General features: G+C 61.0%; 8 protein-coding genes (1 of these 8 running past the window's edge). 3 read left to right on the top strand and 5 right to left on the bottom strand.

The window, feature by feature from the left end; genetic code table 11:
• Positions 1 to 158 precede the first annotated feature (158 nt).
• Together J2Y90_RS16435 and J2Y90_RS16430 are read left to right on the top strand one after the other, a co-directional pair.
• Positions 159 to 422, top strand: a complete 264-nt coding sequence (locus J2Y90_RS16435) for a hypothetical protein (RefSeq protein WP_253500860.1) — start codon at positions 159 to 161, stop codon at positions 420 to 422.
• Complete coding sequence (locus J2Y90_RS16430; protein WP_253500859.1) at positions 419 to 1,156, top strand: Fic family protein; 738 nt, start codon at positions 419 to 421, stop codon at positions 1,154 to 1,156. The genes J2Y90_RS16435 and J2Y90_RS16430 overlap by 4 nt, the downstream gene beginning before the upstream one ends.
• Before the next feature lie 47 nt (positions 1,157 to 1,203).
• Here the strand turns inward: J2Y90_RS16430 and ycaC are convergent, their stop codons facing one another.
• Both ycaC and J2Y90_RS16420 read right to left on the bottom strand, forming a co-directional pair.
• Positions 1,204 to 1,833, bottom strand: coding sequence for an isochorismate family cysteine hydrolase YcaC (gene ycaC, locus J2Y90_RS16425; protein ID WP_016774235.1), 630 nt, complete (start codon positions 1,831 to 1,833; stop codon positions 1,204 to 1,206).
• A gap of 129 nt (positions 1,834 to 1,962) precedes the next feature.
• The gene (locus tag J2Y90_RS16420; RefSeq protein WP_253500858.1) at positions 1,963 to 2,889 is read right to left on the bottom strand and encodes a Gfo/Idh/MocA family protein; all 927 of its coding nucleotides are present in this window, start codon (positions 2,887 to 2,889) and stop codon (positions 1,963 to 1,965) included.
• A 245-nt stretch (positions 2,890 to 3,134) separates the two neighbouring features.
• Between J2Y90_RS16420 and J2Y90_RS16415 the strand changes: the two genes are divergently transcribed.
• Complete coding sequence (locus J2Y90_RS16415; RefSeq protein WP_253500857.1) at positions 3,135 to 3,857, top strand: helix-turn-helix transcriptional regulator; 723 nt, start codon at positions 3,135 to 3,137, stop codon at positions 3,855 to 3,857.
• Between the two features lie 10 nt (positions 3,858 to 3,867).
• Here the strand turns inward: J2Y90_RS16415 and J2Y90_RS16410 are convergent, their stop codons facing one another.
• From J2Y90_RS16410 to J2Y90_RS16400, 3 genes are all read right to left on the bottom strand, one after another.
• Entirely contained in the window at positions 3,868 to 5,826 is a 1,959-nt protein-coding gene (locus J2Y90_RS16410; protein WP_253500856.1) for a MacB family efflux pump subunit, read from the bottom strand.
• Positions 5,827 to 5,828: 2 nt separating this feature from the next.
• Positions 5,829 to 6,977, bottom strand: coding sequence for a macrolide transporter subunit MacA (macA, locus tag J2Y90_RS16405; protein WP_253500855.1), 1,149 nt, complete (start codon positions 6,975 to 6,977; stop codon positions 5,829 to 5,831).
• A 66-nt stretch (positions 6,978 to 7,043) separates the two neighbouring features.
• Positions 7,044 to 12,867, bottom strand: partial view of a non-ribosomal peptide synthase/polyketide synthase gene (locus J2Y90_RS16400; RefSeq protein ID WP_367399438.1) — the 3' end only. It continues 12,020 nt past the right edge of the window; the window shows 5,824 of its 17,844 coding nt (coding positions 12,021-17,844); its start codon lies off the right edge, out of view — the gene reads right to left on this strand; the stop codon is at positions 7,044 to 7,046.

Genomic DNA, 12,867 nt, shown 5'->3' with positions numbered 1-12,867 from the left:
GGGTACAGATTACTGACGCATAGCAAAGGGATAAATCGGCTGAAAAGCGTTTCACCGTCCACTCAAACCGGACAATGCCAAAAGTCGAAATGCTTGACGGTTAATCCCCCAGAACGACGCCATGCTATGCTCCGACAGAGACAACGAGGGGTTAGAAAATGAGCGAATCAGCCACTGACAGCGTCGCGAGCGAAGTTCGCAAGCTCGCGGAAAAACACCGGGTGGGCGCCGAGCGTGACGGACTGAGTCGCATGGCGCTGACGATAACGCGGCTGGCCGGTGATGCCGTTGAACTGGACAGTGTGGAGCAACTGCTGGTCAACCTGAAGCGAAAGGGTGTCTTGAACAAGGCTGAAATCATGGCCTTGCAAGGACGTTACCTTCAGGAAAAAAGGCATTCGAAGAAGCAGCTCAGCGCATGACGTTCGACCCCTTCGGCGATTTCGAAACTGAAGGCTACCTTCGCAACTCGCTCAAGCTCAAAGACCCGGTTGAAGTCAAGGAATCGGAACATCTCTCGTTCGAGGCCAGTATCGAAGAAGCGCTTGCCTATCTGGCAAAAAGAAGACCCATCAACTATCAAGCGGTACTCAAGACTCATGAAATCCTGTTCGCCGGTTTCTATCCATGGTCAGGTAAAGACAGAAATGAGCTGGTTCCCCATCTGGCGGTTTTCAAAGGATCGCTAGACGATCCGCATCACACACCTTTCGAGCGTCCAGAGCTGATCAAAAGATCCATCGAATATGCGCTGGAGCTCGCTGCAAACAAAAAACGTTTCCGTGATCGCCCAGGCGAGGTGATGGGGCAATTGGCTTCGGCTCATCCGTTTCTGGATGGAAACGGACGGACTATCCTGCTCGTTTACATGGAGCTGTGCTATCGGGCCAGGTTTGCCATCGATTGGTCGAAGACCAACAAAGATGCATATTTGCGAGCGCTCAGCGACGAGATCCGCGATCCCTTCAGAGGTCACTTGGACGAATATCTGAAACCCCACGTCGTAGACATCTCAAGCCGTGAGGAATGGCCTGGAGTGATTGGCGGTATCAAAGGGTTAGACGGTCTGGATAAGGAAGGAATCATTTACGCGAATCTCGACAATCCTGACATTCAGCAACTGTATAAAACTTACAGAACGCAGCCAATCGAGTGAAAACGCAAAAGCCTGCTTTCAAAGCAGGCTTTTTAGTTAGCGATGACTCACTTTTGCTGCGTCAGCGCCGAGTAGCTGTTCATCAGGTTGCGGTAGTTGGGGATGCGCTGCGACAGCAGGTTGCCCAGGCCTTCAATGTCGTTGCGCCAGTCGCGGTGCAGTTCGCAGGCCACCGAGAACCAGTTCATCATTTGTGCGCCGGCTTGAGTCATGCGGCTCCACGCGGCTTGCTGCACGGTGGTGTTGAAGGTGCCGGACGCATCAGTCACCACAAACACATCAAAACCTTCCGCCAGTGCCGACAGGGTCGGGAACGCTACACACACATCCGTTACCACACCGGCAATGATGATCTGCTTGCGCCCGGTGGCCTTGATCGCCTTGACGAAGTCCTCGTTGTCCCAGGCGTTGATCTGACCAGGACGAGCGATGTACGGCGCGTCCGGGAACATCTCTTTCAGCTCTGGCACCAGCGGGCCGTTCGGGCCTTGTTCGAAGCTGGTGGTGAGGATCGTTGGCAGGTCGAAGAACTTGGCCAGATCCGCCAGCGCCAGCACGTTGTTCTTGAACTCGTTCGGCGAGAAATCCTGCACCAGCGAGATCAGACCGGTCTGGTGGTCAACCAGCAGCACGATAGCGTCGTCTTTGTTCAGGCGGTTGTAGGTTGGAGTGGTCATGGTGTGCGTCCCTTTTCAAGTTTGAAGTTTTGTTGTTGCGTTCAAGTTGGGTACAGATTACTGACGCACAGCAAAGGGATAAATCGGCTGAAAAGCGTTTCACCGTCCACTCAAACCGGACAATCAACCTCAATCGTAAAACGGCTCAACCAACGCCCGGCTGCCCACAAAGAAACTGTCCGCCACCAGGCGCAACGGTTGCAGATCCAGGTCGCTGGCCTTGTCGCCGATCAGTTGCTGGAAGTGGCGGTAGACCGCTGCGTACTCGCCCTCTTCCGACACGCTTTGCCGAATGCCGTCGATGCTCAGCACGGCACCGCCGTTGTCCAGGCGCAGGACGCCTTCGGCGCAGCGGATTTCGATGCTCCACAGTTCGTCGTGGCCGTGGTCGAAATCGAACTCGGCGCGCACGTCGAGGCGACGCGCATCGGACATTTTGATCGATGCGGCAATCGGCGACTGGCAGTTGCTCGGCACGCGCAGTTCGGCGGCTTCGACAAACAGCGGCAACGCCAGCAGGTGGGTGATGATCGACAAAGCGTTGATGCCCGGATCGAACACACCGAGGCCACCCGGTTGCCAGATCCACGTCTGGCCCGGATGCCACTTGCGTACATCTTCCTTCCAGTCAATCTGCACGCTTTGCAGGGTGCGGCTGGCCAGCCAGCCACGGGCGGCGGCGATACCCGGTGCGTAGCGCGAATGCCAGGCGAACAAAGCGCTGACGCCTTGTTCGGCAACCTGATCGACCAAGGCCATGGCCTCGCCCAATGTCGCGCAGGGCGGCTTTTCCACCAGTACATGCTTGCCGGCCGCCAATGCCTGTTGCACCAGCGCGAAACGCCCCTGCGGCGGCGTGCAGAACGCAATCGCGTCGACGGCCGGGCCGTTCTCGAGCAGTTCGCCAAGCGACTGGAAGTTTTCCACCCCGGCGCAAGGTTTGCCCTGAGTGGCGACCGCCACCAACTGGAACGCCGGGTTGGCGAGGATGGCGGGGACGTGTTGATCCTGGGCGATCTTGCCGTAGCCCACCAGGCCGAGACGAATCGGTTGCATTACAGACTCCTGTTGTTGTTTTGATCTTTGCAGCGCAGCGGCAAGAGTACGTGTTTCTGCGCCGGCCTCCAATCGTCATACTATTTAAATCGCGCATCATCGCAACGCACACATTGACGGTTGATTAAACGCAAGTTCAAACGTTGTACTAGGATAGGATCCAAACCTGCAGAATTTTCCCGGCCAAGGAGCGTTACGCCGGGCTGCAAGGACACGAGCCCCCATTGCCAATCACGGATGAAGTCATGAACTCACACCTGTTTCCGCACATCGGCAAAGTCATCGCCAGCACCGGCAGCCGCCATTTCCCGCGCATGCTGCATGACTTGATCCGCACGCAACTGGCGATTGACGCCACACATATCCGCCAGATGCGCGTCGAACCGGTGACGCAGCACTGCGAACCCGAGCCGATGAAGGACGAGGCGCTGCGAGCCGATACCCTGTTCAGCGAGCACAGTGACCGACCGCCACCCGAGCCATCCTCGACCGCCGCCGACGCCATGCAATTGCACCTGACCCGGCGCAAGGACGGTTACCGCTACGTGATTTCGGTGTACCGCAACGATCAGTCGGAACGTTTTTCTGCGCAGGAACGCAGCCTGTTGCAGGACATCTCCCCGGTGCTGCTGCCGATGGTGGAAAAACACATCCACGCTGTGCAGCCGCTGGAGATCGATGCGCAAAGTCTGGCGCCAGCCAGCGAAACCAGCGGGCTGGAGACACTGCGCCTGCGCTTCAACGAGCGTTTGCAGCAGTTGGGGATGAAGCTGTCGAACCGCGAAAGCGAAGTGTGCATCGGCCTGCTCGCCGGGCACACCGCGCCGGAACTGGCCGCGCAGTTGCAGCTGAAGGTCAACACCGTCGAGAGTTACCTCAAGCGCGCTGCGATCAAACTGGGCATCAGCGGTCGGCACTCGCTGATGAAGTGGATGTATTCGCCGCAGGACAGCGCGGCCTCCCCCTGACCACGCGAGGTCAGTCCCGCGCCAGCGCTTCGATCGGGTCGAGCCGCGAAGCGTTGCGCGCGGGCACGAAGCCGAACACCACGCCGATCAGGGTCGAACAGAACACCGCCATCATTACCGAGGCCATTGAAAACACCATCTCCCATTCCTTGATGAACAGCGAAAACAGATGGCCGATGGCATACGACAGGGAAATGCCGATCGCGCCACCGAGCAGACAGACCATTACCGCTTCCACCAGAAACTGCTGACGAATGTCCGACTGCCGGGCGCCGACCGCCATGCGGATACCGATCTCGCGGGTACGCTCAGTGACCGACACCAGCATGATGTTCATCACCCCGATACCGCCAACCACCAAAGAAATCACCGCAATCAGCGACAGCAGCAACGCCAGCGAGCGGCTGGTTTTCTGCACCGTCTGTAAGACGCTGTCGAGGTTGTTGGTAAAAAAGTCCTTGGTGCCGTGGCGTTGCAACAACAGTCGGGTGACGTGTTCCTCCACCACTTTGCTCGGCTGGCCCTCCTTCATGCGCACGCTGATGCTGTCCAGATAACGCTGGCCCAACATCCGTCCGGCGGCGGTTTCGTAAGGCACCCAGACGTTGAGGGTCTTGCCCGAGGCAAACAGGCTTTTATCCTGCGCGGCCACACCGATCACCGTGCACGGCAGGTTACCGATCAGGATCACCTGGCCCAACGGATCGATGTCTTGCCCGAACAGGCGCTGCCGGGTGTTGTGATCGATGACCACCACCTGTGCCTGGCGCCGAGCATCGTTTTCGCTGAACGCAATACCCGCGGCCATCTTGATGCCGCGCACCTTGAAGTACTGATCGCTGACGCCGTTCACCTGCGCATCCAGATCGATATTGCGGTAACGCAGCAACAGGCTGCGGCCAATCATCGGCGTGGCGCTGTCGACGTAGTACAGCTGATTCAGCGCGGTGACATCGGCCGGTGTCAGGGTTTCGATGGCCGCTGCACGTTTGTCGCCGTAGCTCGTGCCGGGATAGACATCGATGGTGTTGCTGCCAATGGCCGCGATGTCCTTGAGCACATAGTTCTTCGCGCCCTCCCCAACCGCCGAAATCGACACCACCGAGGTGATGCCGATGACGATGCCCAGCATGGTCAGCAAGGTGCGCATGCGATGGGAAATCAACGCTACCCAGGCCATGGCGAACGCTTCTTTGAACAGGCCGAGGCTGGCTACCAGACGCCGCGAAGCGGTGGCTTTCGGCGTCACCGGTGCGTCGCTGAGCAGATGCGTGGTGTCACGTTCGTTGGCGCGGTCGCTGAGGATTTCGCCGTCGCTGACTTCGATGATGCGCTCGGCGTTGGCCGCGACTTTCGGGTCGTGGGTCACCAGAATCACCGTATGCCCCGCCGCGTGCAGCTCCAGCAGGATGCGCATCACCTCTTTACCGCTGGCGGTATCGAGGGCGCCAGTCGGTTCGTCGGCAAGGATCACTTCGCCACCGTTCATCAAGGCCCGGGCGATACTCACGCGCTGCTGCTGGCCGCCGGAGAGCTGGCTCGGCCGATGTGTCAGGTGGCCTTCCAGGCCCAGCCGCGCCAACAACTCCCGGGCGCGGGCATGGCGCTGAAGCTGCGGCGTGCCGGCGTAAATCGCCGGCATCTCGACGTTGTGCATCGCGCTCAAATGGGGCAGCAAGTGATAACGCTGGAAGATGAAGCCGAAGTAGTCACGGCGCAGTTCAGCCAAGGCCTGATTGTCCAGATCGCGGGTTTCCTGGCCGTTGATCCTGTAGCTGCCGGCGGTGGCGTAATCAAGGCAACCGAGGATGTTCATCAGCGTCGACTTACCGGAACCCGAGGCGCCAATGATCGCGACCATTTCCCCGGCATTGATCGTCAGGTCGATGTTCTTCAGCGCGAGGAATTCGCGGTCACCGGCGGTGAAACTGCGGGTGATGCCGGTGAGCTGTAACAGTGGCTTGCTCATGCTCAGGCTCCCCCCACATTGGTCAGCGGATCACCGATGACCACGCGATCACCTTCAGCCAGACCATCATTGATCTGCACTTTGACGTTGTTGTTGATCCCGGTGTGCACATTGCGCGACTGCGCGTGGCCCTTGGCGTCCAGCACCCGTACCGGGAAACTGCCATCGTCATTGCGCGGCCCGAGTGCCGCCACTGGCACGGTCAGCACAGCCTTGGCGGTGTCGAGGATAATGCGCACCTGCGCGGTCATCGAAATGCGCAGACGATGGTCGGGGTTCGCCACCTCGAACAAGGCGTTGTAGAACACCGCGCTGCTTTGCTTCGGTGTACCGGCGGGCGGCGTTTCAAGAAAGTTCTGTGGCGCCGGGTCCGTGCCGCGCAGTTTCGCGTAGTAGCGTTTGTCCTCGCCAAGAATGGTGAAGTACACCTCTTGCCCCGGGGCGATGTGGATCACATCGGCCTCGGAGACCTGCGCCTTGACCGTCATGGTGTCCAGATCCGCCAGTTTCAGCAGGACCGGCGCCAGTTGGCTGGCGATCACCGTTTGCCCTTCCTGCGTTACCACGCCGACCACGTCGCCATCGATTGGCGCGACGATGCGCGTATACGCCAGATTGACCTTGGCCGTGTCAATCTGGATGTGCGCACTTTTGATCTGCGCATCCAGCGACATCAGATTGGCCTGCTGGACCTGATAGTCAGACTCGGCGGTTTCAAAATCCTGGCGCGAGATCGACGCGTCGTCCTGCAGGTTCTTGTAGCGCTCGTAAATCGCTTTGGTCTGCCTCAGTTGAGCCTGGGTGGCACGTTTTTGCGCCTGCAGATTTTCCTCATCAACCTGGGCCTGACGCAGGGTGTTCTGCAATACCAGCGGATCGATTTCCGCCAGCCACTGGCCCTTCTTCACCTTGTCGCCGACCTTGACCTTGAGCGACTTCAACTGCCCGGACACTTGCGCGCCGACGTCCACTTGCTTGATGCCTTCGAGCAACCCGGTGGCCAGCACCGCGTTTTCAATATCACTGCGTTCCACCGGCGCGGTCAGGTATTGCGGCGCCTCGGCTGGTGCCTGCACCGCGTAGAATGCCAATCCCGCTACTGCCACTAACGCCAGACCCATACCGACTTTGCGCAACTTCGACTTTTCCATAAATGACCACAAGTCCGTTCAGGGGTGAGCCCGGCCAGCGGCCGGGCTCTGGTAGATAAACAACAATCAGGACACCACTTGGCCGGCCGGCACTTTCAGGCCGTCATGCCACCACGCCGCGAGACTGAAGACGTTGGGCGCCTTGAGAATCGTGAAGTGATTGCCCGGCCCGTACCACACCGCCAGATCCGCGACCTGGCGTTGCCAACCTTCAACCATTGCCGCTTGCTCGCGCTGATTGCCCCACGCATCCAGCGTCGGGTCATCGACCAGCGCCAGCCCCACCGGGCCGGTGTAGGCCAGTAGTGGTTGATAGACCGTGCGCAATGCCGTGGCGAAGGTGCGGACCGGCCCGTGCAACGCTTGCGCTGACGAACGCGCAGACAACACACCAGCGCGCACCATGCCCTCGTGCAGCAGGGACATTTGCGTAGGCTCGTCAGCCTCGGCGAACGCCAGCGGATCAATGCCCAGCGATTTGCCGCTGGACAGTTGCAACGTCTCGATCAAACGTTCCAGCGCGGCAGTCGTGGTGTACGGTCTGCCGGCCGTACCGTTGCCACCGGGAGATTCACTGTCTATCAGGGTCAACGATGCCACTTCACGCCCGGACGCCTGCAACTGCGCCGCCATGGCGTGCGCGACCCATCCGCCGAAGGAATGACCGATCAAGTGCACCGCACCTTCCGGATACAACTGCTCGACAGCTTGCAGATAGCACTTCGCTGCCGCTTCAACCTGGCTGTGCGGCACGCCACTGCCATCGAGCCCGCGCGGTTGCAAACCGAAAATCGGCCATTCCGGCCCCAGTGCTTCGGTCAGGTGGATAAACCCGGTAACACTGTCGCCCGCGCCCGGCACACAGAAGACCGGCGCATGCCCGGCGTGTCCGCTCTGGATGGTCAGCACCGGCTGATAAGCCTGTGGCTGCGGTGCCTGTGCTACCGCCATTGCCTGACTGAGCGCTTGGCCGAGTGCCTCGATATCCGGGCTTTTCATCATGCTGCGATGATCCCCCGGCACATCGATGCAACGCAGAAAATCGCTGGCGACTTTCGATTCCCAGCCACGAGTCGGACTCGGCTTCGCCTGCCCTGGCATCAGTGCCCGAGCGCGGAACAAATGCACTGGCTGGCTGGCCGGGCTGACCCGGTAATGCGCCAGCGCCAGGCCATGAGCGGCCTCGCGATCAAAGTAACTCCAGGCATCCGCTGCGCTCAGTGCGGCCAGTTCCGGGTCCGGCAACTGCTGCTCGCAGCAACGCTGGAACAGTTGGTCGAACGCGATGAGCTCGACTTCAGCCTCCAGCCGCTCGACCTCAGCCAACGCTGACAGCCCTTCTTCTCCACGCATCTGCGAACGCGCACGGCAATGCTCGATCAACTGACGTTTATCGTGATGCTCGCCGCCCCAACGGGTTTTATCCTGGCTGGCCGGATGCGGTGCATAGGTATCGAGCAGGCCGACAAACGCCACCGCCTCATCGAGACCGAGCAATTGCTGGGCGATTTCATACGCCAGCAAACCACCGAAAGACCACCCGGCCAGACGATACGGCCCATGCGGCTGCAACGTCCGGATAATTCCGACCAGCCGCGTGGCCATGCATTCAAGGGTGCGCAGTTGCGGTTGTCCCAGCGGCACGCCGGGCAAACCATAAATGGGAAACTGCCCTTCGATATGCATCCCCAATGCTGGGAAATACACGTCCCGGCCGCTGAACTCATGGATCAGGAACAGCGCATTGCCGCCCTCCCCCGGTCGCACCACGACCACGCCTTCGGGCTGCGCGAGCGTTGCGTCGGACCGACTGAGCAACGCGGCCAGCGCCTCAATGCTCGGACGCTGGAATACCTGCGCCAGCGTCACCTGTTGCCCTGCACGTTGCAGCAGGTTGACCAGCCGAATCGCCAGCAACGAATGCCCGCCCAATTCGAAGAAGTTGTCGTGACGTCCGACCTGCTCGACATTCAGCACTTCACTCCAGACTCGTGCCAGCAAGGTTTCGATTTCGCCTTGAGGCGCTTCGTAGTGACGGCTGAGCACCGCGTCGAGGCCCGGTGCCGGCAGCTCCTGACGGTCGATCTTGCCGTTGGGACTCAACGGCAAAACGTCGAGCGCAACAAACGCACCCGGCACCATGTACTCGGGCAATTGTTCGAGGATGAACGCGCGCAGCGTGTCGATCGCAGGCACAGCCCTGCCATCAACCGCAGTGAAATACCCGACCAGACGCTCGTCGCGCATCAGCACCACCGCTTCGCGAACCTGCGGGTGCTGGATCAACCGCGCTTCGATTTCACCGGGTTCCAGACGCAAGCCATGCAGCTTGACCTGGAAGTCGTTGCGCCCGCGGAATTCGAGGTTGCCGTCAGCGCGGTAGCGCACCAGATCGCCGGTGCGGTACAAGCGATCACCGGCCACAAACGGGTTGTCGATAAAGCGCTCGACCTGCATCTGCGGCAGCCCCATATAACCGCGCGCCACGCCGATGCCGCCGATGTGCAACTGGCCAATAACGCCGAGCGGCACCGGTTGATCGTGCGCATCGAGCACATACAGGCGGGTGTTGCAGATCGCTTTGCCGATCGGCAATTCGGTGGACGGCACCGGCGTGTGCGGTTCCAGCGTCCATGCCGTGCTGTCGACCGTGGCTTCGGTCGGGCCATACACGTTATGCAGGCGCACCCACGGCAGTTGCTGGCGCACAGCAGCGGCCAGCGCCGCAGTGAGTTCGCCGCCACCACAGAAAATATCGGTGAGGCTGGTGCATTCACTGACAGCCTGCAATTCGACAAACTGCTGCAACAGCGCCGGCACGAACTGGACCACCGTCACGCGTTGCTGGCGAATCACTTGCGCCAGATACGCCGGCTCACGATGACCACCCGGCCGTGCCAATACCAGACGTACCCCCGCCGTCAGCGGCCAGAAGAACTCCCACACCGAACCATCGAAACTGAAAGGCGCCTTCTGCAACAACGCGCCGTGCGCGGTTGGCGGGCAAATCTGCGAGCCCCAATGCACCAGATTGCACAAGCCACGGTGTTCGAGCATCACGCCTTTTGGTGTGCCGGTCGAACCCGAGGTGTAGATCATGTAGGCCAGATTCGAGGCGTTGAGGCCGGGCACCTGCAGATTGCTCTCCGATTGCTTGTGCCACGTGCATTGGTCAAAGTCGATGACTGCTGCGTCGGTCCCGGCAAACAGCGATCGAGTCGCCGTCTGCACCAGCACCGCCACCGGCGCACAGTCCCTGAGCATAAAGTCCAGGCGCTCCGCCGGGTAAGCAGGGTCCAGCGGCACGTAAGCGCCACCGGCCTTGAGAATGCCGAGCAACCCCACCACCAGATCGAGTCCACGCTCGACGCACAGCGCCACCCGCGCATCCGGCCCCACACCCTGCTCGCGCAGGTGACGGGCGAGGCGGTTGGCACGCGCATTAAGTTCGCGGTAAGTCAGACAGTGTTCGTCAGTCTGCACGGCAATGGCGTCCGGCTGACGCTGGACTTGCGCTTCGAACAGGCTCTGCACCGGTTGCTCGACCGGACAATCAACCGCTGTCGCGTTGAAATCGCCAAGCAAACGCAGTTGTTCATCCGCCGCCAGCAGGTTGATCTGCGCCAACACGGCTTGGTCATCACTGACCAATGCTGCCAGCAAACGCTGGAAATAACCGACAAACCGCCGCACGGTCGCCTCATCGAACAACGCCGTGGCGTAGCGCAGCGAGCCACGAATTCCTTGAGGGGTTTCGCCCAGGCTCAGCGACAGGTCGAACTTCACAAAGTGACTTTCCCCGGCAAGGCCTTCCAGCGTCAGCCCGCCCAGCGCCAGGGCTGGCGCGACGCTGCTGTCCCAGCTCACCAGGGTCTGGAACAACGGTGTGTGAGAAAGACTGCGCAGCGGCCGGGTGATTTCCACCACGTGTTCGAACGGCAGATCCTGATGCGCCTGCGCGGCCAGGGTCTGTGCCTTGACCCGCGCCAGCAGCGCTGCGCCCGTCAGATCGCCTGAGGTATCGATACGCAGTGCGAGGGTGTTGACGAACATTCCGATCAACCCTTCGATCTCGGCGCGGGTACGGTTGGCCACCGGCGAGCCGATCACCACATCGGACTGCCCGGACAAGCGAGCGAGCAACATCGCCCAGGCGCTCATGATCACCATGTATGGCGTCACGGCGTGGCACTGACACAACGCCTTGAGACCGGCGCTGGTCTGCGCGTCCAGCAGAATCTCGACGCTGCCGCCGCGGTGATCCTGTTGCGCCGGACGCGGACGGTCGGTCGGCAGGCTCAACAATGCCGGGGCGCCGGCCAGGGTCTGCTGCCAGTAGTCGCTTTGGCGCTGCAACACCTCGCCGCTGAGCCAGCGGCGCTGCCACAGCGCATAGTCGGCGTACTGCAAGGCCAGCGCCGGCAGCGGATCGTCCTCGCCGTGGCTGAACGCCCCATACAGCGCCATCAATTCACGGGCGAGCACGCCCATCGACCAGCCGTCGGAGATGATGTGGTGCATCGTCAACAAGAGCACATGGTGTTCATCGGCCAGACGCACCAGACGTCCACGAATCACCGGGCCATCCTGCAAATTGAATGGCCCGCGCGCCTCCGTGTCGAGCAAGGTGCGCAAGGCCTCTTCGCTCTGTGGCTGTTGCCGCCAATCTTCCTCAGTCAGCGGCAGGCCACTGTCGACCGGGGCAATCAGCACCTGCGCCTGGTCGTTCGATTGCACGAAACGGCTGCGCAGGGATTCGTGCCGCGCAACGATCCGCGCCAATGCCCGTTGCAATGCCACGGCGTTCAGCTGGCCACGCAAATGCAGGCCCAGAGGAATGTTGTAGGCAGTGTTGCCGCCGTCCATCTGCGCCAGGAACCACAAACGTTGCTGGGCGAACGACAACGGCAACGCCTGATCGCGCGGTGCCGGCATAATCTCCGGCAAGCTACTGCGTTCGGCCTGACTCAACACTTCGGCGACCGCCGCCAGTTCCGGGTTGGCGAACAGATCCGCCAGCGCCAGCTCCACACCCAATTGCTGGCGGACCTGGGAGAGCATGCGCATTGCCAGCAACGAGTGGCCGCCGAGTTCGAAGAAGTTGTCGTGGCGACCGACCCGTTCGACCTGCAATACCTCGGCCCAGACTTGTGCGAGGCTGATTTCCAGTGGATTGGCCGGGGCCTCGTAAACCCGACTGCGCAGCGCCTCCTGCGTCGGTGCCGGCAGTGCCTTGCGGTCGACCTTGCCGTTGTTGTTCAACGGCAACACCCTGAGTTGCACCCACGCGGTGGGCACCATGTATTCCGGCAGACGGGCATGCAATTGCGCGTACAGTCCGGCGCTGTCCAAGACGCCATCGTGCGCCGTGTAGTACGCCACCAGACGCGGGGTGTCCTGTCCGTCACGGCGCGCCAGCACCACCGCTTCCTTGATGCCCGGGCAGTTCAGCAGGCGATTTTCGATTTCCCCCAGTTCGATGCGGAAGCCACGGATCTTCACCTGATCGTCGTTGCGCCCGATGCAATCGAGTTGCCCCGGCGCCAGCCAGCGTGCGAGATCGCCGGTGCGATAGAGCAATGCGCCAGGCTTATCGCTGAACGGATCGCGGAGGAATTTCTCAGCGGTCAGATCCGGCCGGTTCAGGTACCCCAGCGCCACGCCCTGCCCGCCGATGTACAACTCACCAGTCACGCCCATCGGCACCGGTTGCTGATACGCGTCGAGCACATAAACCTGCGTGTTGCCGATCGGCCCGCCAATCGGCACGCTCTCGGCGCTTTCCGCCACTTCGCGCACTGCAAAGGCTGTCGCGTACGTGGTAGTTTCAGTCGGGCCGTAGCAATGCACGATGCGCAGTGCTGGCGCCTCGGCCAGCATTCGCCGGAAC

The organism is Pseudomonas koreensis (genome assembly GCF_024169245.1).
Taxonomy (GTDB): Bacteria; Pseudomonadota; Gammaproteobacteria; order Pseudomonadales; family Pseudomonadaceae; genus Aquipseudomonas; species Aquipseudomonas koreensis_F.
The sequence above is the reverse complement of the archived record's forward strand: the minus strand, read 5'-3'. Positions and strand labels throughout refer to the sequence as shown.

Excerpts from the sequence above, each read along its gene's own strand:
- J2Y90_RS16435 (WP_253500860.1), top strand. The coding sequence starts at position 159 with ATGAGCGAATCAGCCACTGACAGCGTCGCGAGCGAAGTTCGCAAGCTC.
- J2Y90_RS16430 (WP_253500859.1), top strand. The coding sequence starts at position 419 with ATGACGTTCGACCCCTTCGGCGATTTCGAAACTGAAGGCTACCTTCGC.
- ycaC (WP_016774235.1), bottom strand. The coding sequence starts at position 1,833 with ATGACCACTCCAACCTACAACCGCCTGAACAAAGACGACGCTATCGTG.
- J2Y90_RS16420 (WP_253500858.1), bottom strand. The coding sequence starts at position 2,889 with ATGCAACCGATTCGTCTCGGCCTGGTGGGCTACGGCAAGATCGCCCAG.
- J2Y90_RS16415 (WP_253500857.1), top strand. The coding sequence starts at position 3,135 with ATGAACTCACACCTGTTTCCGCACATCGGCAAAGTCATCGCCAGCACC.
- J2Y90_RS16410 (WP_253500856.1), bottom strand. The coding sequence starts at position 5,826 with ATGAGCAAGCCACTGTTACAGCTCACCGGCATCACCCGCAGTTTCACC.
- macA (WP_253500855.1), bottom strand. The coding sequence starts at position 6,977 with ATGGAAAAGTCGAAGTTGCGCAAAGTCGGTATGGGTCTGGCGTTAGTG.